The 19,365-nt window shown below is 73.1% G+C and carries 18 protein-coding genes; 13 read left to right on the forward strand and 5 right to left on the reverse strand.

Annotation, left to right across the window (positions count from 1 at the left end; all coding sequences use genetic code 11):
• Positions 1-247: 247 nt before the first annotated feature.
• The 5 genes from paaA (at position 248) to paaE (ending at position 4,292) form a co-directional block, all read left to right on the forward strand.
• The gene (paaA, locus tag ACYU96_RS07290) at positions 248-1,243 is read left to right on the forward strand and encodes a 1,2-phenylacetyl-CoA epoxidase subunit PaaA (protein WP_460750962.1); all 996 of its coding nucleotides are present in this window, start codon (positions 248-250) and stop codon (positions 1,241-1,243) included.
• 82 nt (positions 1,244-1,325) lie between these two features.
• Positions 1,326-1,622 carry a 1,2-phenylacetyl-CoA epoxidase subunit PaaB gene (gene paaB, locus ACYU96_RS07295; protein ID WP_460750965.1) on the forward strand — a complete coding sequence of 99 codons (297 nt, stop codon included), beginning with the start codon at positions 1,326-1,328 and terminating at the stop codon, positions 1,620-1,622.
• A gap of 14 nt (positions 1,623-1,636) precedes the next feature.
• Entirely contained in the window at positions 1,637-2,590 is a 954-nt protein-coding gene (gene paaC, locus ACYU96_RS07300) for a 1,2-phenylacetyl-CoA epoxidase subunit PaaC (protein ID WP_460750967.1), read from the forward strand.
• A 38-nt stretch (positions 2,591-2,628) separates the two neighbouring features.
• Positions 2,629-3,213, forward strand: a complete 585-nt coding sequence (gene paaD, locus ACYU96_RS07305; protein WP_460751933.1) for a 1,2-phenylacetyl-CoA epoxidase subunit PaaD — start codon at positions 2,629-2,631, stop codon at positions 3,211-3,213.
• Positions 3,213-4,292, forward strand: a complete 1,080-nt coding sequence (gene paaE, locus ACYU96_RS07310; protein WP_460750970.1) for a 1,2-phenylacetyl-CoA epoxidase subunit PaaE — start codon at positions 3,213-3,215, stop codon at positions 4,290-4,292. The genes paaD and paaE overlap by 1 nt, the downstream gene beginning before the upstream one ends.
• Positions 4,293-4,295: 3 nt before the next feature.
• Here paaE and ACYU96_RS07315 read toward each other — a convergent pair whose 3' ends face one another.
• Complete coding sequence (locus ACYU96_RS07315; RefSeq protein ID WP_460750973.1) at positions 4,296-6,230, reverse strand: RICIN domain-containing protein; 1,935 nt, start codon at positions 6,228-6,230, stop codon at positions 4,296-4,298.
• A gap of 106 nt (positions 6,231-6,336) precedes the next feature.
• On the opposite strand from ACYU96_RS07315, the gene ACYU96_RS07320 reads away from it, so the two are divergent.
• A complete protein-coding gene (locus ACYU96_RS07320; protein WP_460750975.1) occupies positions 6,337-6,948 on the forward strand; it encodes a TetR family transcriptional regulator in 612 nt (203 codons plus the stop codon).
• Positions 6,949-6,979: 31 nt separating this feature from the next.
• Here ACYU96_RS07320 and ACYU96_RS07325 read toward each other — a convergent pair whose 3' ends face one another.
• Positions 6,980-7,639 carry an SDR family oxidoreductase gene (locus ACYU96_RS07325; RefSeq protein ID WP_460750978.1) on the reverse strand — a complete coding sequence of 220 codons (660 nt, stop codon included), beginning with the start codon at positions 7,637-7,639 and terminating at the stop codon, positions 6,980-6,982.
• A gap of 118 nt (positions 7,640-7,757) precedes the next feature.
• Here ACYU96_RS07325 and ACYU96_RS07330 point away from each other — a divergent pair, with 118 nt between their 5' ends.
• Positions 7,758-8,462, forward strand: coding sequence for a hypothetical protein (locus ACYU96_RS07330; RefSeq protein WP_460750981.1), 705 nt, complete (start codon positions 7,758-7,760; stop codon positions 8,460-8,462).
• A 271-nt stretch (positions 8,463-8,733) separates the two neighbouring features.
• Entirely contained in the window at positions 8,734-10,146 is a 1,413-nt protein-coding gene (locus tag ACYU96_RS07335) for a PepSY-associated TM helix domain-containing protein (RefSeq protein ID WP_460750983.1), read from the forward strand.
• A 17-nt stretch (positions 10,147-10,163) separates the two neighbouring features.
• Here the strand turns inward: ACYU96_RS07335 and ACYU96_RS07340 are convergent, their stop codons facing one another.
• Entirely contained in the window at positions 10,164-11,192 is a 1,029-nt protein-coding gene (locus tag ACYU96_RS07340; protein ID WP_460750985.1) for an ArsR/SmtB family transcription factor, read from the reverse strand.
• 241 nt (positions 11,193-11,433) lie between these two features.
• Between ACYU96_RS07340 and ACYU96_RS07345 the strand changes: the two genes are divergently transcribed.
• The 5 genes from ACYU96_RS07345 to ACYU96_RS07365 all read left to right on the forward strand — a co-directional run bounded on the left by ACYU96_RS07345 (position 11,434) and on the right by ACYU96_RS07365 (position 17,428).
• Positions 11,434-12,540 carry a LacI family DNA-binding transcriptional regulator gene (locus ACYU96_RS07345; RefSeq protein ID WP_460750988.1) on the forward strand — a complete coding sequence of 369 codons (1,107 nt, stop codon included), beginning with the start codon at positions 11,434-11,436 and terminating at the stop codon, positions 12,538-12,540.
• On the forward strand, positions 12,537-14,162 hold the full coding sequence (locus ACYU96_RS07350; protein WP_460750991.1) for an FAD-dependent oxidoreductase: 1,626 nt from the start codon (positions 12,537-12,539) through the stop codon (positions 14,160-14,162). Before ACYU96_RS07345 ends, ACYU96_RS07350 begins: the two co-directional genes overlap by 4 nt.
• A 77-nt stretch (positions 14,163-14,239) precedes the next feature.
• Positions 14,240-15,550, forward strand: a complete 1,311-nt coding sequence (locus tag ACYU96_RS07355; RefSeq protein WP_460750994.1) for an ABC transporter substrate-binding protein — start codon at positions 14,240-14,242, stop codon at positions 15,548-15,550.
• 101 nt (positions 15,551-15,651) lie between these two features.
• Entirely contained in the window at positions 15,652-16,491 is an 840-nt protein-coding gene (locus ACYU96_RS07360) for a carbohydrate ABC transporter permease (RefSeq protein WP_460750996.1), read from the forward strand.
• The gene (locus ACYU96_RS07365) at positions 16,481-17,428 is read left to right on the forward strand and encodes a carbohydrate ABC transporter permease (protein ID WP_460750999.1); all 948 of its coding nucleotides are present in this window, start codon (positions 16,481-16,483) and stop codon (positions 17,426-17,428) included. Before ACYU96_RS07360 ends, ACYU96_RS07365 begins: the two co-directional genes overlap by 11 nt.
• Positions 17,429-17,516: 88 nt before the next feature.
• Here the strand turns inward: ACYU96_RS07365 and ACYU96_RS07370 are convergent, their stop codons facing one another.
• Both ACYU96_RS07370 and ACYU96_RS07375 read right to left on the reverse strand, forming a co-directional pair.
• On the reverse strand, positions 17,517-17,771 hold the full coding sequence (locus ACYU96_RS07370; protein ID WP_460751002.1) for an acyl carrier protein: 255 nt from the start codon (positions 17,769-17,771) through the stop codon (positions 17,517-17,519).
• A 76-nt stretch (positions 17,772-17,847) separates the two neighbouring features.
• The gene (locus tag ACYU96_RS07375) at positions 17,848-19,341 is read right to left on the reverse strand and encodes a hypothetical protein (RefSeq protein ID WP_460751006.1); all 1,494 of its coding nucleotides are present in this window, start codon (positions 19,339-19,341) and stop codon (positions 17,848-17,850) included.
• Positions 19,342-19,365 lie beyond the last annotated feature (24 nt).

Below are 19,365 nucleotides of genomic sequence, written 5' to 3' on the forward strand. Positions count from 1 at the left end.
CGGCGCAGGCCGGGAGGGGCGAGCGCGCCCGCCGCCGTCGTCGGCCCCGCCGGGTGCACGGTCGGTCCTTCGTTGAATGATCGGCAGATTGAGCTGCCGATCATTCAACGAAGGACCGACCGGGCGTGGCCCTGCCGCCTCGGCGGCGGTTGCGCACGCTCGCCCGGGCGTTGCGCCGGGCGCCGGTTCTGTGACACCTTAGGAACCGAACGTTCGGTCAGTAATTCGCGGGATCACGGAGGTCACGATGACGTCGGCCATCGAAGCGGGCGGTGCGCCCCGGCGCACGCCCGGCACCGCGGGCGGCAGCCCGGACCTCGAGGCGCACTTCGAGGCCACCCTCCGGCGCAAGGACCGCATCGAGCCGCGGGACTGGATGCCCGAGAAGTACCGTAGGACGCTCGTGCGCCAGGTCGCCCAGCACGCCCACTCCGAGATCATCGGTATGCAGCCCGAGGGCAACTGGATCAGCCGCGCGCCGTCGCTGCGCCGCAAGGCGATCCTGCTCGCGAAGGTGCAGGACGAGGCCGGCCACGGGCTCTACCTGTACTCCGCGACGGAGACCCTGGGCGTCACCCGCGACGAGCTCACCGAGCGCCTGGTCACCGGCGCCCAGAAGTACTCGTCGATCTTCAACTATCCGACGCTGTCGTACGCCGACGTCGGGACGATCGGCTGGCTCGTCGACGGCGCCGCGATCTGCAACCAGGTGCCGCTGTGCCGCACCTCCTTCGGCCCGTACGGGCGCGCGATGATCCGGATCTGCAAGGAGGAGTCCTTCCATCAGCGGCAGGGTTACGAGCTGCTCATGACGATGATGCGCGGCACCGACGAGCAGCGCGCCATGGTGCAGGAGTCCGTGGACCGCTTCTGGTGGCCGTCGCTGATGATGTTCGGCCCGCCCGACGACGCCTCCCCGAACACCGAGCAGTCGATGGCGTGGGGCATCAAGACGCACACCAACGACGAGCTGCGCCAGCGGTTCGTCGACATGACCGTCCCGCAGGCCGAGGCCCTCGGCGTGACGCTGCCCGACCCGGACCTGGCGTGGAACGAGGAGCGTCGGGCGCACGACTTCGGCGAGGTCGACTGGGACGAGTTCTGGCAGGTCGTCAAGGGCGACGGCCCGTGCAACGCGCAGCGCGTCGCCCACCGGAAGAAGGCGTGGGACGACGGTGCGTGGGTCCGCGAGGCGGCGACCGCCTTCGCCCGGAAGCAGGCCGAGCAGGAGGAGGCGGCATGAACGACGACGGAACCGACGACGGAACCGCGGTCACGCCGACCGATCGGTCGCCGGCGTCCCGCACGGCGCGGGAGGAGACGCCATGAGCGGCGGGACGCGGGCCGAGTGGCCCCTGTACGAGGTGTTCGTGCGCGGCAAGCGCGGCCTGAACCATGTCCACGTGGGCTCGCTGCACGCTCCCGACGACGCCCTCGCGCTCCGGCACGCGCGCGACGTGTACACCCGGCGCAACGAGGGGGTCTCCCTCTGGGTGGTGCGCTCCGACGCGATCGCCGCGTCCAGCCCGGACGAGAAGGACCCGCTCTTCGCCCCCAGCGGCGACAAGGTCTACCGGCACCCGACGTTCTACGAGATCCCCGAGAACGTCCCCCACATGTAGCGGAGAGAACCACCATGCCCGACGTCCCCGCCGCCGGCCGCACCGGTGTCCCCGAGCCCGGCGAGCACGACAACGCCTACGCCGGTCTGCTCGTCAACGACGCCCACTGGGCGTTCGGCACCGACTTCGAGGACCCGCTCGCCGGGGTCGACACCACGGTCCCCGAGGGCGTGGACCCGTCCGTGCTCGCGGCGTACTGCCTGATGCTGGGCGACGACGCCCTCGTGGCGTCCGAGCGGATCGCGGAGTGGTGCAGCCGCGCGCCGGACCTCGAGGAGGACATCGCGCTCGCGAACATCGCTCTCGACCTGCTCGGGCAGGCCCGGCTGCTGCTCGCCCGCGCCGCGGCGGCCGACCCAGCCGTCGTGCCCGCGCTCCCTGAGGGCTCACCCGTGCCGGACGAGGACCGCCTCGCGTTCTTCCGCGACCCGCACCAGTTCCGCAACGTGCGTCTCGCGGAGCTGCCCAACGGCGACTTCGCCGAGACGATCGCCCGCGTCCTGCTGTTCTCCACCTGGCGGCTGGCCCTGTTCGAGCGGCTCGCCGACAGCCGCGACGCCGTGCTCGCCGCCGTCGCCGCCAAGGGCGTCAAGGAGCTGACCTACCACCGCGACTTCGCCGGCCGCTGGTTCCTCACCCTCGCGCAGGGCACCGACGAGTCGCGACGTCGTGTGACGGACGCGCTCGCCGAGCTGCTGCCGTTCTGGGGCGAGCTGTTCGAGACCCACGAGATCGAGGCCGCGGCCGCCGCGTCGGGCGCGGGGGTGGACCCCGGCCAGGTCGCCGGCGAGGTCGAGGGCGTGCTCGACCAGGTGCTGTCCGCGAGCGCCGTCGAGCGACCCGAGGCCGGGCGGCGAGCCGGCGTCCGCGGGCGCCGTGGCCGGGACGGCCTGCACACCGAGGCGTTCGGCCGGATGCTCGCCGAGACGCAGTCCGTCGCCCGTGCCCACCCGAGGGGCCGGTGGTGACCGTGACCCCGACGCGCACCCGTGCGGCTGCCGCGGTCGTGGCTCCGCCGTCGCCCGCGGCTCCGACGCGTGCCGAGCGGGCCCGTGCGGTCGCCGGAGGCGTCGTCGACCCGGAGCTGCCCATGCTCACGCTCGCCGACCTCGGTGTGCTGCGGAACGTCGAGACCTCTGACGACGGCGCGGTCGTCGTCTCGATCACGCCGACCTACTCCGGCTGTCCCGCGATGGCCACCATGCGCGACGACATCGTGCGCAGCCTGCACGAGGCGGGGTACGACGACGTCCGCGTCCGGGTGGCGCTGCATCCCGCCTGGACCACCGACTGGATCACCCCGGAGGGCCGGGCGGCCCTCGCGGAGGCGGGGATCTCTCCGCCGGCGGAGCGGGTCGCCACGGGCCCTGCCGCCGGGCCGGGCCCGGGGGCCGCGGGAGGTGCGGCGGCGGAGGGCTCCGCCCGCGTCGCCGTCCCGCTCCGCCTGGGCCCGACCCGGCGCGCGGTGCGCTGCCCTCGCTGCGACGCGGCAGACGTCGAGCTGACCTCGGAGTTCGGGTCGACGGCGTGCAAGGCGATGTACCGCTGTCGGGCCTGCCTGGAGCCGTTCGACCACGTGAAGGAGATCTGATGGCGCTCGCGCCCGAGGTGTCCGCCCGGACGGCCTTCCACACGCTGACCGTGGCGGACGTGCAGCGGCTCACCGACGACGCCGTCGCCGTCACCTTCGACGTGCCCGGCGGGCTGGGCGGGGTGTTCGACTTCGCCCCGGGCCAGTCGCTGACGCTGCGCCGCGTGATCGACGGCGTCGAGCACCGCCGCACGTACTCGATCTGCGCTCCCGCGGGCTCTCGGCCCCGGGTCGGGGTCCGTGAGGTCCCGGACGGGTTGTTCTCCACCTGGCTGGTCCGCGAGGTGCGGCCCGGTGACCGGGTCGAGGTGCAGGCGCCGTCGGGCAGCTTCCGCGCCGACCCGGCGGCCGGCGGCCGGCACCTGTGCATCGCGGCCGGCTCCGGCATCACGCCGATGCTCTCGATCGCCACGTCGGTGCTGGCGAACCCGGACGCGCACGTCACGATGCTCTACGGGAACCGCAGGGTGGCCTCGGTGATGTTCGCCGACGAGCTCGCCGACCTCAAGGACGCGCACCACCGCCGGTTCGACCTGATGCACGTCCTGTCCCGGGAGCCGCGCGACGTCGAGCTGTTCTCCGGCCGGCTCGACGCCGAGCGGCTCCGCCTGCTGCTGACCACCCTGGTGCCGGCACCGGACATGGACCACGTCTGGCTGTGCGGGCCGTTCGGCATGCTGGCGGACGCCCGCCGGGTCCTGGACGAGCTCGGCGTGCCCCGCGAGAAGGTGCACCTCGAGCTGTTCTACGTGGACGAGCCGCCGCCGCAGGTACGCCACGCCGACGCCGTGATCGAGGGTGTGACCAGCGACGTCACCGTCGTCCTGGACGGCCGCAGCTCGACGACGCCGATGGCGCGGGACAGGACGATCCTCGACTCGGCCCAGACGACGCGCGGCGACCTGCCCTTCGCGTGCAAGGGCGGGGTGTGCGGCACGTGCCGGGCGCGGGTCGGCTCCGGCGAGGTGGACATGGTCCGCAACTACGCCCTCGAACCCGACGAGGTCGCGCGCGACTTCGTGCTCACCTGCCAGAGCTTCCCGGTCAGCGACCAGGTCACGGTCGACTACGACGCGTGAGGGTCAGCCGACCTCGGTGAGCCGGAACCGCTGGGCCGCGGTGCCTGCGCACCGTCGCTGGGTGAGGCCCGTGCCGTTCGCCCCGGCCGCGCCGTCGAGCGTCAGGCAGCTCCCGCTGTGGCGTGCCGTGAACGTGAGGGTGTCTCCGCTCTCGGACGGCAGCCACTGCTGGTTGGTCCCGCCCACGGAGGACCACAGGTGGACCGGCGTGCCGTCGGCGGTGGCCCCCGGGCCGCCGTCGACGTCCCAGACCTTGTCGGCGTGCTCGTTGACCACTCGGTAGTGGCCGTCCGACGTGGGGCGGAACTGCCAGCGCTGGTTGGCCTGGCCGGCGTCGCCGCAGGTCCACTGCTGCAGGCCGGTGCCGTCGGTGGTGCCCCAGTCCGCCGCGTCGAGGCACTTGCCGCTCGCCTCCGGGACCACCTGGTACCAGGCCGCGGGGTCGATCCCGGTCGTCGGTCCCGGGTCGGTCGACTGCGGGTCCCAGGTGAACGTGGCGACGGACCGGCCGGGCAGCGTGGACGAGAGCGAGCGGCCCTCGTCCGTGATCGAGAACGTCCGGTCGCCGCCGGAGGTGTTGACCACGTAGGCGGCGCGCGTGCCGTCCGGGTTCTGGAAGACGACGTGCCGCACGTCATCCGAGCCGCCGGTGGACCCGACCCGCCGGGCGCCGGCGTCGACGAACTTGGTGAGGTGGCCGAGCGTGTAGAACTCGGCGTTGCGGGTCACGTTCCCGCCGGCGATCTCCACGACGCCGTTGCAGCGGTCCTCGCAGTGCCCCTGGTGCGGGCCGCCGTGCTCGTCCAGCGCGAGGTTCCAGTTGATGGTGGTCTCGCCACCGTGGCGCATGTTCCGCACCACGAGGTTCTCCGCGTGCCACAGGAGCGTGTCGCCGAACGTGGCGGACGGGTCCGCGCTGTCGGTGCCGGAGCACTCGGTGAAGTAGACACGCTTGCCGGCGTCGACGATCTGCTGCTGGGCGTCGGGTGAGCCGCCGTAGCAGTGGAACGCCGCGCCCTCGACGCGGTCGATGTCGCCGGTGCTCGCGAACACCTCGAGCGGATACCCGGGCTGGTCCCAGTTGTGGTCGTACGCGAACAGCCGCGTGCCGAGGCCGGCGTCGGTCAGCGCGGCGTCGAGCACCCGGAAGAAGGCGGCCTGCTCGGCCGCCTGCATGTCGGTGGACGGGTAGCTCGTGGCGAACAGCGGCTCGTTCTGCACGGTGAGGTCGGCGAGGGTGACGCCCTGCTCCTCGTACGCCTGGATCGCGCGGACCAGGTAGGCGGCGTACGCCTCGTAGTGCTCGGGCAGCAGCTTGCCGCCGTGGAGCGAGCCCCCGGACTTCATCCACGCGGGCGGCGACCACGGCGACCCCATGAACCGGATGCCGGGGTTCACCGCGAGCGCGCCGCGCAGCACGGGGAGGATCTCCTGCTCGTCGCGCGCGATGCTGAAGCTGCCGCGCGTGTCCTCGTAGGTGTAGAAGCCGCCGGAGTTGAAGTCGCTGCTGCCGAGCGGCTGGCGCAGGTAGTTGAGGCCGATGCCGTCGCCGTCGCGGGAGAACAGCGAGCGGAGCAGGTCGGCCCGGTCGCCGGCGGGCAGGTCGTTGACGAGCGCGGCGGAGGCCTCGGTGACCGACGCTCCGGCGCCGGTGAACCGCTGGTGCGTCGTGCCGGCGTCGACGGCGATGTCGGTGGGCTGCGGGGCGGCGTCGAACGCGACGGACCCGGCGTTCTCGAGCCGGCTGCCGCCGTCGGCCGTCGTGATCCAGACGTCGGCGCCGGTCGGGGCGGCGGCCCGTGCGGCGGCCGGGTCGGCCCCGCCGGGGACGGCGTCCGCGGGAACGGTGGCGAACGTGACGCCGGCGACCGCGACGGCGGCGGCGCTCAGCGCCGCGAGCGGCATCCTGGCGGGCGATGGGCGAGTGGTGCGCTTCATTGCGACTCCCTCGGTCGATGGTCTGCGCGGACAGCATAGCGCTACTTACCGAGTGGTCGGTAGGTAGCGGGGTCGGTCGCGTGCCGCCGGTCCGTAGACTCGTCGGGTGACGAACGAGGCGGTCGAGCGACCCAGGGTCCGGCGCCCGACGGCGGAGCGCCGGGCGGAGATCCTGCGCATCGCCATGGAGACGTTCGCGACGCGCGGGTACCAGAAGGCGTCGCTCGCCGAGATCGCCGCGCGCGCCGGCCTCACCCAGGCAGGCCTGCTGCACCACTTCCCGTCCAAGGCCGGGCTGCTGACCGGCGTGCTCGACCTGCGCGACGAGACGGACATCTCCGAGCTCGGCACCGAACGGCCGCGCGGGCTCGCGTTCCTGCGGCACCTCGTGGAGACCGCACGCCGCAACGCGGCACGCGAGGGGATCGTGCGGCTGTACGCCGTGCTCGCCGCGGAGAGCGTCACCGAGGGGCACCCCGCGCGCGACTACTTCCAGGGCCGGTACCAGGGGCTGCGCACGATCCTCGTCGACGCGCTGGAGGAGGCCCGCGGGCAGGGCGAGGTGCCGCGGGACATCGACGCCGGGACGACGGCGAGCATCATCATCGCCACGATGGACGGGCTCCAGGTCCAGTGGCTCCTGGAGCCCGCCGAGATCGACATGGCCGAGGCCACCGAGGCGACGATCGAGCACCTCATCGGCCGCCCGCTCCCGTAACGGCCGGGACCGCCGGGCAGGGCCGGGGCGGTCAGGCGGAGACGGCCCGGCCGATCGCCTCCGGGACCGGGGTGTCGCCGTTGATCAGGTTCCACTGGTGGCCGATCGTGGCGTCGTCGTCGAGGACCGCCGCGAGGGTCGCGGCGACGTCGGCCCGTGTGACGTCGCCGCGCACCACGCCGGGGCCGAGCGCGACCAGGCCGGTGGCGGCGTCGTCGGTGAGGCGGCCGGGGCGGATGATCGTCCAGTCCCGGTCCGACGTGCGGACCGCGCGGTCGGCGTCGCGCTTGGCCTCGACGTACGCCTGCCACACCTCGCCGCTGTCGGCCGGGGGCGGGTCGTCGACGCCGATCGCCGACACCTGCACGAACCGCCGGATCCCCACCTCCCGTGCGCCGTCGACCGACTTCACCGAACCCTCGAGGTCCACGGTGCGCTTCCGCGCGATGTTGCCGTCCGGGCCGCCGCCCGCCGCGAACACCACGGCGTCGCACCCGGCGAAGGCGGCCGCGAACGCGGAGGCGGCGGCGTTCTCGATGTCGAGGTGGCGGACCTCGGCGCCGAGCCCTTCGAGCTCGCCGCGATAGGCGTCGTTCCGCACGAGCGCGACGGGGGAGTGGCCCGCCCGCACCAGGAGCGGATGGAGCTGCAGTGCGACCTTGCCGTGGCCGCCGACGATGGCGATGCGCATGAGAGCCAACATACGCGGGGATCCGGCCGGACACCTCGCGTCCGTCACGCGCCCCCTAATCGCTTCGTTCGCACCCGGCGCCGGTCCGTGTCCGGCCCTCGCGGCTAGGGTGCTTCTCGTGATGACGGACGTCGAGCGGGTCGAGCAGCCGGTGCACGCCGCGCGCACGGTGCTGCTCGCGTCCACGACGCTCGCCCTCGCGGCCGGCGCGCACCTCCTCGGCGGCGGCGCGCTGCCCTCGGCCGTGGGTGTGGTCGTCCTCGCCGTCCTCACCCTGTTCGCCTCGGGCCTCGTCGGCCTCGCCCGGACACGCGCCTGGGTGCTGGTGCTCTACTTCGGCGCCGCCCAGACGGCCCTGCACCACGGGTTCGTCCTCACCGCGCGGGCCCCGGCGGACGGCGGGGTGCACGGGACGCACGGCGCGACCCTGTCACCAGGCCCCGGCGGCACGGCGCCCGGCCCCGCCGCCGGGCTGCGCGACGCCGCGAGCGACGCCGCGGCAACCATGGACGCCGGTGCCGCCGCCCACGCGACCGGCGCCGCGCACGCGGCACACGCCTCCCCCGCGATGCTCTGCCTCCACGTCCTGGCCGCCGTGTCGACGACGGCCCTGATCGTCCTCGCCGAGCGCACCGCCGGCACCGCGTTCCACGTGTGGGGGTGCCTGCTGCCGGCGCTCGCGGGCCTGTTCCGGCCCGTCGTGCCTCCGCGGCAGGGCCCACGGCCGGTCGTCCGCCGCACCAGAGCGACGGCCCGCGTGATCCTCGGGTCGCGCAGCGACCCGCGCCGCGGCCCGCCGTCCGTCGTGCCTGCCGTGGCCTGAGAGTGCGTCGCGGCCCCTTCGAGGGGTCCGACGACGTCCCTGCCGCGGCCCCGTCCGGTCTCCGAACCCCGCACGAGAACGCCCGCCGGCCGCGCGACGAGTCACGCACCGCCGCCCGGGCGTCCGCGTGCCGTGCAGAAAGCCGTGGTGAACCATGTCCTCCTCGACCCTCGAAACACCAGCCTCTGCCCACGAACCCCCGCCCGGCGAGCGCCCGGGCACCGGTGCGGGCGCTGGCCCGCCGGCTCCGCAGCGCCCGCGACCCGGTGGGATGTGGGGGTACCTCCGTCCCCTGATCCTCCGGCTGCACTTCTACGCGGGCGTCCTGATCGGACCGTTCCTGCTGGTCGCCGCCGTGACGGGCCTGGCCTACGCGTTCGCCCCGACCCTCGAGTCGGCCGTCTACCAGGACGAGCTGCGGGTCCAGGACACCGGCGCCGAGCCCCGTGCGCTGAGCGAGCAGGTCGCGGCGGCGCGCGCCGCTCACCCGGAAGGATCGGTGGTCGAGGTGCGCCCGCCGGCCTCGGACGAGAGCACCACGCGTGTCGTGCTCGCCGTCGACGGGGTGCCCGAGGGCGACCACCGCACCGTGTTCGTCGACCCGTACACGACCCAGGTCCGCGGCGCACTCACCACCAGCGGGGAGTGGCTCCCGCTGCGCGCCTGGCTCTCCGAGACGCACCGGAGCCTCCACCTCGGCGACACGGGCCGGATCTACTCCGAGACCGCCGCGTCCTGGCTGTGGGTGGTCGTGCTCGGCGGGCTCGCGATGTGGGTCGCCAAGGTGGCGCGCACCCGCAAGCTGCGCCGGCTCGTCGTCCCCGAGGCCAGCGCGCCCGGCGGCCGCCGCCGCACGCTCTCCTGGCACGGCGCCGTCGGCACCGTCGTCGCCCTCGCGCTGCTCGGGCTCTCCGCCACCGGCCTGACGTGGTCCACCTACGCCGGCGCGAACATCGCCGACCTGCGTGCCGCCCTGGCCTGGGAGACGCCGTCCGTGGACACGACGCTCGGTGCCGCGGCGACGGACGGCGGGCACGACGAGCACGCCGGCCACGGCGCCGCGGCCGGCGACTCGCCCGACGCGGCGCTCGCCGCCGGCATCGGGCTCGACGGCGTGCTCGCCACGGCCCGGCAGGAAGGGCTGCGGGACCCGGTGCAGGTCCTGCCGCCGGCCGAGGAGGGGCAGGCCTGGACGGTGAAGGAGGTCCAGCGGAGCTGGCCCACGCAGCAGGACTCGATCGCCGTGGACGGCACGACCGGAGCGGTCGCGGACCGGGTCGACTTCGCCGACTACTCCGTTCCCGCCAAGCTCACCCGCTGGGGGATCGACACCCACATGGGGCTCCTGTTCGGCATCTGGAACCAGCTCGCCCTCGCCGCCGTCGCGATCGGGCTGATCACGCTCGTGGTGCTGGGCTACCGCATGTGGTGGCTGCGGCGTCCGGGGACGGCACGCGGGACGGCCTCCCTGCCCGGGATGCCCAGGGGCGGGCTGCGCCGGGCGCCGCTGTGGCTGAGCGTGACGCTCCTCGGCCTGGCGGCGGTCGCCGGCTGGTTCGTCCCGCTGTTCGGGATCCCGCTGCTCGGGTTCCTGGTGCTCGACATGGCGCTCGCGGCACGCGCCCGGGGGCGGGCCCGCCGGGGCGCGACGGCGGGCGCGGCCGGCGGGCGCTCGTCGGACTGATCGCGGCGCCGTCGCCGCTACGTGGGCTGGCCGGCCCTCGCGGGCCGGCCGGTCCTCGCGGTCCCGGCGGGCCGGGCCGCCCGTCCGTCGAGCAGCCGCGCGCCGAGCGTGGTGGGCATGTGGACTACCCAGCGCCCGTCCCGCCGTGACGTGATCAGCCCGGCGTCGCGCAGGACGGCGGCGTGCTGCGACGCCGACGCCGGCGAGATCTCCAGGCGGCGTGCGAGGGACGTCGTCGTCATCGCCGTCGCCGCGATCACCTGGAGCGCCATCGAGCGCGTCCGGCCGAGGAGGGCCGTGAGGGAGCCGTCCGGGTGCGTCGTGCCCCTGGTCAGCTGTCCGGTCCGGGCGGCGGGGAAGACGAGGGTGGGGACCAGGCGCGGGTCCGCGAACGTGACGGGCGCCGGCCGGCAGAAGTAGGAGGGCACGAGCCGGAGCCCGCGACCGTCCAGGTGGAGGTCGCGGTCCGCGGTGCCGTCGTCGACCGTCAGCGTCCGGTCCGACCAGGACGTCGTGACGTGCAGCGCCGACAGCGCGGTCTCGACGCCCCGGCCCGCCAGGGCCTGGGACTGCGTGGCCCGCTCGCGCTCGACGACGGTCCGGACACCGGCCCAGACCGGCGCGACGGCGTGCCGGTAGTAGGCGGTCATACTGCTGCGGAGCCCTTGCAGAGCCTGCGGCGACCCGGCCGCGAGCCGCCCCACCCAGGCGGTCGCGTGCTTGCGCACGGTCAGCCGCCCGAGCTCGGCCGCGAGCCGGTCCTGGCCGGTGAGGACGACGTCCAGGACGCCGGACTCGAAGTCGGTGCACCCGGTCTCGGGGGTGAGGAAGTCGGGGGAGCTCCCGTCCGGCGCGACGAGATGGAGGTAGGGCAGGGTCTGGCGCGGCAGCCGTTCGACGACGCGCGTGCGCCACCCGATGAACCCGCGGGCGCCGTGGGGGTCGTTGATCAGGTGCGCGCTGAGCCGGGTCTCCCACAGGGGGTCCGGTCCGGGGGCCAGGAGAACCCGTCCGAGATCCTCGGCCGTGAAGTGGATGCGCAGCATGACCTGTCCTCCTGGGTGCGGCTCACGCACCGCGGCCCCACGGTGCTGGACCCAGTCGACCAGCCGGGAACTTCATCTCGCTTTCATCCGCCGACCTCGGACCCGCACAGGGGGTCGGCTCAGGCCAGCAGATCCGCCGGCACCCGCTAATAATGCGTATTACCGCATTGACCGCACGATCGGCGTGCGGCAACACTCAAGGCGTCATCGAGGACAGGCCCGAGGCGTTCGAGGAGGAACCGTGCCGCGTCGCCGCATCACCCAGACGGACGTCGCCGCGATGGCGGGCGTCAGCCAGGCCACCGTCTCGTTCGTGCTCAACGGCAGCACGCCGGCCGGCGTGCGCATCGGCGAGGAGACACGCCAGCGCGTGCTGGACGCGATCCGCATCACCGGATACACGGCGAACCCGGTCGCGCAGCGCCTGGCGGGCGGCCTCACCCAGATCCTCGGCGTGTTCACCTACGAGGCCACGTTCCCCCGCGCGAGCCGCGACTTCTACGGCCCGTTCCTCGTCGGGATCGAGCACGCCGCCGAACGGCTCGGCATCGACCTCCTGCTCTTCACGAGCGCCCCCGCCGTGGACGGGCGCCGTCAGCTCACCCGCGACGGCTGGCAGCGGCTCGGCGTGGCCGACGGCTGCCTGCTGCTCGGCCAGCACGAAGACCGCGGCGAGCTCCAGCACCTGCTCGACACCAACTACCCGTTCGTCTTCATCGGCAAGCGCGGCAGCGACGGCGGACGCCTTCCCTACGTGGGCGCCGACTACGTGGGGGCCACGGTGCGGCAGGTCGACCGGCTCGTCGCGCTCGGGCACCGGAACATCGGGTACGTCGGGGTGCGCGGCACGGACCAGCCGACCCTCGACCGCCTCGAGGGCTACCGCACGGCGCTCAAGGAAAAGGGCCTGACCACCTGGTTCGTCGAGTCCGACGACCCCTTCGCCGCCGCCGGCGAGATCGCGGGCCGCTCGCTCACCGCCGTCCTCGTGGCGCCCGAGAACCGCCCCGAGGAGCTCGCCGACGAGCTGGAGGGCCGCGGCATGCGTGTCCCCGAGGACGTGTCGGTGCTGCTGCTCGGCCAGCCCCACCATCCCCGGCGCGGCGGCCGGCGCTGGTCCGGCTTCTCCGTGCCGCGCGAGGAGCTCGGCGTCCGCGCACTGTACCTGCTCTCCCGCCTCGTCGCCGACGACGGCGGCAAGCGGGACGGCGAACCGCGACGCTCGGCGGCGGTACCCGACGCCGAGCTCCATCAGATCCTCGCGTGCCCGGACGTGGAGGGCGCGACCGTCGCCCCGCCACGCCCTGGCAGCGATCCCCTCACCGACGACAGGACGGACCTCGCGTGACCCAGCAAGATCTGCAGACCGACGTGCTCGTCGTCGGCGCCGGGCTCGGTGGCATCGCCGCCGCGCTCGCCGCCGCCGGGCGCGGCGCCCGCGTCGTCCTCACCGAGGAGCACCCGTGGATCGGCGGCCAGCTGACCTCCCAGGGGGTGCCGCCCGACGAGCATCCCTGGGTCGAGCGGTTCGGCGTGACCGCCCGCTACCGGGAGCTGCGCGACGGCATCCGGGACGTCTACCGCCGCCGGTACCCGCTCACGGACGCCGCGCGGTCGTGGCCGGCGCTGAACCCCGGTGCGGGGTGGGTGTCCAAGCTGTGCCACGAGCCGCGGGTCGCCGTCGGCGTCCTGGAGGAGCTGCTCGCGCCGTACCGCTCGGCCGGCCGGATCCGTCTCCTGGAGCGGGTGCGGCCCACGGCCGCCACCACCGACGGCGACCGGGTGACGTCCGTGACGCTCGGCTCCGTCGTCGGCGGCCCGGAGGTCGTCGTGAGCGCCGCCTACACGATCGACGCGACCGAGACCGGCGAGCTCCTCCCGCTCACGGGCACCGAGTACGTCACCGGCTTCGAGTCGGCGGCCGAGACCGGCGAACCGAGCGCCCCCGCCGCCGCGCAGCCCGACAACGTGCAGGCCCTGAGCGTCTGCTTCACCGTCGAGCACGTCGACGGCGACCACACCATCGACAAGCCCGAGCGCTACGACTTCTGGCAGACCTACGCGCCCGGCGCCTGGGGCGGGGAACGCCTCCTGTCGTGGACCGCCCCGAACCCCCGCACCCTCGCGCTCGAGGAACGCACGTTCACCCCCAACCCGGGCGACGACCCGCTCCTCGTCGACGCCGACCAGTCGAAGAACGCCGGCGACGGCAACCTCTGGCTGTTCCGCCGCATCGCCGCCCGGGACCTTGCCGCACCCGGGTTCCGCACCAGCGACCTGTGCCTCGTGAACTGGCCCAGCATCGACTACTTCCTCGGCCACGTCCTCGACGTGCCGCGCGACGTCGAGCAGGCCCGCATCGCCGACGCGCGGCAGCTCAGCCTGTCGATGCTGTACTGGATGCAGAGCGAGGCGCCCCGTGCCGACGGCGGCACCGGCTTCCCGGGCCTGCGCCTCCGCCCCGACGTCATGGGCAGCCCGGACGGCCTCGCACAGGCCGTCTACCACCGCGAGTCCCGCCGCATCCGCGCCGTGACGACCGTGACCGAGAACGACGTCTCCCACGCCGTGCGCGGCGACCGGGGCGCCACCCGCTACGACGACTCCGTCGGCGTCGGGATGTACCGGATCGACCTGCACCCGTCCACCGGCGGCGACACGTACATCGACGTGCCCTCGACGCCGTTCGAGATCCCCCTCGGCGCACTCCTGCCGCGACGGACCACGAACCTCCTGGCCGGCAACAAGAACATCGGCACCACCCACATCACCAACGGGTGCTACCGCCTCCACCCCGTCGAGTGGAACGTCGGCGAGGCCGCGGGACACCTCGCCGCGCACTGCCTCGCCACCGGCCACACCCCCCACGAGGTGCAGGAGAAGCCCGACCTGCTCACCGACTACCAGCGCGAGCTCACCGCCACAGGGGTCGAGCTGCGCTGGCCGGAGGGAGAGGTCCACCCCTACTGAAACGCCCCCGGGGCACGGCCGTGGCAGACGAGCCCGCCGCATCCCGGAAACCCCCACCTCAGTCCGAAGGAGCACTGATGCACACCACCACCCGCCGCCGGCGGTCCGCCGCAGCGGCCGCCACGCTCACCGCGGCACTCACCCTGGCCGCCTGTTCCGCCGGGGAGCCCGGCGCCGTGGGCGAGCCCGACGCGCCCTCCGACCCCGTCGACCTGCGCATGACCGTGTGGACCGCCGACGAGGCCCACCTCGAGCTGTTCCAGGAGATCGGCGACGCCTACGTCGCGGAGAACCCGGACCTCGTCTCGAGCGTCACGTTCGAGACCATCCCGTTCGAGGACTACACGACCACGCTCACCACCCAGCTCGCCGGCGGCAACCCGCCCGACCTCGCCTGGGTCCTGGAGAGCTACGCGCCAGAGTTCGTCTCCAGCGGGGCGCTCGCCGACGTGCGGCCCGTGCTCGAGGACACCGAGGGCTACGACGCCGACGACCTGATCCCCAGCACGCTCGAGCTCTGGGAAGAAGGGGACGCCCTGTACGCCTACCCGTTCTCGAACAGCCCGTTCGGCGTGTTCGTGAACACCGACCAGATCTCCGCGGCGGGCCAGGACGACCCGGCCGGCCTGGTCGGGTCCGGTGGATGGACGTTCGACGCCGCCCGCGACATCGCGGCCGCCACGGCCGAGGACTCCGGCAAGCAGGGCCTGGTGGTGCGCGACTTCGACTACCAGCTCTGGGAGAACCTGGCCACCGTGTGGGACGGCTGGGGCGCCGGCCCGTGGAGCGAGGACGGCACGCAGTGCACGTTCGCGGACCCGGAGATGGTCGACGCGATGCAGTGGCTCCACGACGCCACGTTCGAGGACGGCGCGCTGCCCGGTCCGGGCACGACGGCCGACTTCTTCGCGGGCGACGCGGCGATGACGATCACGCAGATCAGCCGTGCGTCGTCGCTCGACGACTCGTTCGAGTGGGACCTGCTCCCGCTCCCGGAGGGTCCGGCCGGCGCGCAGAGCGTCATCGGCCAGGCAGGGATCGGCGCCTTCACCCAGGCGGAGCACCCCGACATCGCCGCGAACTTCCTGGCGTACTTCACCAACCCGGAGAACGCCGAGAAGCTCGCCGCCTACTTCCCGCCGCCGCGCGAGTCGCTCCTGACCGCCGAGACCCTGTCTGCCGCCAACCCGCTCCTGAGCGAGGAGCAGCTGCAGGCCGTCGTCGTCGACGGGATCCAGGACTCGGTCACGAAGCCGGTCCACCGGAACTTCGCGAAGCTCTCCGAGACGGTGCGGGCCGAGCTCGACGCGATGTGGACCGAGGACGCCGACGTCGAGGCAGTCCTCGACGACACCTGCGCGGTGATCCAGCCGCTCCTGGAGGAGTGATCGTGACAGCGGCGTCAGTGCCGGTGCGAGGAACAGCACCGGCGTCCAGGAGGGGGGCGCGGTCGAGGGCCGCGCGCCGTGACTGGGCCGTCGGATACGCGATGGTGGCCCCGGTGGTCCTGGGCGCGCTCGCCTTCGTCGTCGTCCCCCTCGGGATGGTGGTCTGGTACTCCCTGCACGAGTGGAACGTCCTGGCCAACACGTTCACGTTCGCCGGCGCGGCGAACTACGAACGGATGCTGGCGGACCCCGGGCTCGCGAGCTCCCTGCTGGCGAGCCTGTGGTTCTCCATCGGGCTCGTCGTCCTGAACATCTCGCTGGCGCTGCTGCTCGCGGTCCTGCTCGACCAGAGGCTTCCCGGCACCACGACCTTCCGCACGTTCTTCTTCTCACCGGTGGTCGTGTCGCTCGTCGCCTGGACGATCGTGTGGAGCTTCCTGCTGCAGGCCGACGGCGGGATCAACGGCTTCCTCGAGACGCTCGGTGTCGAGGGGCCGAACTGGCTGCGGCACGGGTCCACCGCGATGCTCTCGGTGATCGTGGTGCAGGTCTTCAAGAACGTCGGGCTGAACATGATCCTGTTCCTCGCGGCGCTGCAGGGCGTGCCGGTGGAGCTGCAGGAGGCGGCGCGGCTCGACGGCGCCGGCGCCTGGCGCCGGTTCCGGTCCATCACCCTGCCGATGATCAGCCCGACGATCCTGCTCGTCTCGATCATCACGATCGTCGGCTCGCTGGAGGTCTTCGCGCAGATCGACGTCCTGACCGGCGGCGGCCCGGGGGACTCGACCACCGTGCTCGTCTACTACCTGTACCAGCAGGCCTTCCGGTTCAACGAGTTCGGCTACGCCAGCGCGATCGCCGTCCTCCTGTTCGTCATCGTCCTCGTGCTGACGCTCGTGCAGTGGCAGTCGCGCAAGAGGTGGGTCTTCCATGAAGTCTGATGTCATGCCCCCGGCGGGCGACAGCGTGTCCATGGTGCTGGGCGGGCCGCGGCCGGCCCGGCCGCCGTCCGGGCGCCGGCCGGTGTCGCGGGCGGGCCTGCGGGCCCGCCGGCGCTGGGCGCGGGGTTCGCTGGTCGCCCTGCTCGTGCTGCTCAGTCTCCCGTTCGTGTTCCCCACCTGGTGGATGGCGACGTCGAGCCTCAAGCCGATGAGCGAGATCCTGCAGAAGGTGCCGACGATCTGGCCGCAGGACCCGACCTTCGAGGCGTACGGCCAGGTGTTCGCGCTCCAGCCGTTCGCCCAGCAGTACTGGAACTCGCTGTACATCGCGGCCGTCGTCACGATCGGCACGATGCTGGTGGCGGCCATGGCCGGCTACGCGTTCGCACGCATCCGGTTCCCCGGCGCCAACGCGCTGTTCGTGCTCGTGCTCATGGGCCTGCTCGTGCCTTCCGAGGTCACGATCGTGCCGCTGTTCCGGATCGTGAACAGCCTGGGGCTCATCGACACGCACTGGCCGCTCATCGTCATCCCGATGCTCGGCGCGCCCGCGGTGCTCGCGGTGTTCATCATGCGGCAGTTCTTCCTCGCGCTCCCCGTGGAGCTCGAGGAGGCCGGGCGGATGGACGGCCTCGGGCGCTGGGGCATCTTCTGGCGCATCGCGCTCCCGCTGTCGCGCTCGGCGCTCGGGGCGGTCGCGATCTTCACGTTCCTCAAGTCCTGGAACCTGTACCTGGAGCCGATCGTGTACCTGTCCAGCAAGGACAACTTCACGCTCCCGCAGGCCCTGACCCAGTACGTGGACGCCTACGGCGGTCCGATGTGGAACGTCCAGCTCGCGGCCACCACGCTCACCGTGCTGCCCGTGCTCGCGGTGTTCCTGGTGGCGCAGAAGCAGTTCGTGCAGGGACTGGCGCACACCGGCCTCAAGGGGTGACCGGTGCCGCCCCGGCACGACCGTGGGACCGCCGCCGGCCGGTAGCAGGTGACCGGCCGGCGGCGGCCGGTCACCTGCGGTGGTTCTCTCAGTCCTTCCGGCGCCGAGCCTCCGCCACGACGCTGTAGATGCCGCCCAGGTCGGCCAGTCTCGGGAGGTCCTGCCGCTCGATCGTGATGCCGAGCGACCTCTCCAGCCTGGTGACGATCTCGATCATGGACAGCGGGTCGGCGCCGTGGTGCTCGAGCGGGCTGGTCTCGGAGACGTCCGGCGGGGCGACGTCGAGGATGTCGCAGATCAGGTTCTTGATGTACCTCTCGGTGGTGTCATCCAGACTCGACACGTTCGCTCCCATGCAATCGTGATCGGGTTGGTTCCAACCTTAAGGGTCGTGCTCTCGGGTGGTGTCGTCGTCGGTGTCATGCGGCGTGGCCCGACCGCTCGGCGAGCGCGAACGTGAAGCTCCCGAACATGCCGGTCTCGGCGGCCTCCGGCCCGCGCTGCCGCAGCGCGTAGCCGATCAGCGCGTGGTCGAGGATGTGCAGCCGGCTCCCCTCCTCGGTGGCGTCGGGCGAGAGGTGGGCCGCGACCCACGCGAACGCCGACCGCCCCGCGTACCGGTCCCGGGGCTCGAGGAGCCGGTCCACGGCGCCGAGCTCACCGAGGACGTTCACCAGGTAGCCGAAGGGGTACGGCCGGTTCGTCCGGTCGATCTCGTTCCGTTCGAGGTCGGGGTAGGAGTCGACGACGCGGTCGAGCATCTCGTCCGTCACCAGGTCCGTGCGGCCGGTCACCATCGCGGTCTGGATCATGTACGGGTAGGCGATCCCGTTGAGGAAGAAGTTGTCCCCGGGGTCGATGCTCCGCCATGTGCCCACGATCTCCTCCACCAGACGGTCGATCGACCCCGGTTCCCCGGGCGTCCGCCCCAGGTTGTGCAGCGCCACGATGTGGTAGAGCCCCATGTGCGTGCGCTCCGCCGGAGAGATCGCGTCGAACAGGTCGCGGGCCTCCGCGAGCCGGTCCCGCCCGTGGTGCAGGTACTCCTCGCGGCCCGTCGCGGCGATCGCGTTGAGCATCGTCAGGAGCGGGTAGATCCGCCCGAAGGCCTCCGTCATCGGCTGCGGGAACGCCGGAGGCAGGCCGAGCTCGTCCGACCGGTCGAGGTAGTCCAGCACCTCGCGCACGCGGTCCCGGCCGCCGTCGAGCGCGAGGTCCTCGAAGCCCAGGAGCGAGGTCGCCGTCAGGAGCATCGAGCCGCCGCGACCGCGGAAGAACGGTCCCGGGATGCGCTCCAGCAGGTCCAGGCTCTCCAGGACGAAGTTCCGCCGGCCCGTCACCAGCCGCTCCTGGAGGCCGAGCTGGCCGTGGGCGAGCAGGATCGCCGTGCTCGCCGAGAGCCGTTCGTAGTCGCCGTGCCGCCCCTGGTTCTCGTCCCGGATGCGGTCCGGCTCGATCTCGTCCACCGTGGCCACCAGCTCGGCGGGCACGTCCACGGCGTCGTGCACGACCAGCGACAGGTCGAGGCCGAGCTTGGCGACGCCGTCCAGGAGGATGCAGCCGGCCATCACCCGCCAGTACGGGTCCTTGACGTCACGGACCGCCTCCAGGACGGCGTCGACCCGCCGGCCGGTCTCCGGGTGTCCGAGGCCGGTGGCAGGGTCGGCGACATCGAGGGCGAGGCCGGCCATGAGCCGGCTGAACCGGTGGTAGGCGTTGGTGTCCGTCACCCGCTCGCCGATCAGGGCGAACGCGGTGCGGACCTGGTCCGCGGCCCGCGGGTCGAAGCGGACCGGGTGCTGGCCGAGGCCGATGCCGCGGACCAGCCGGCTCCACAGCGTCGCGATCGCCCGGGACTCGTTCCCCAGGTCGCCGAGCCCGGTCACGGGTGGTGTGGTCGAAGCTGTTCCCATCGTGGATCTCCCCTTGTGCCGTGG

The sequence above is a fragment of the Myceligenerans cantabricum genome, assembly GCF_054777735.1.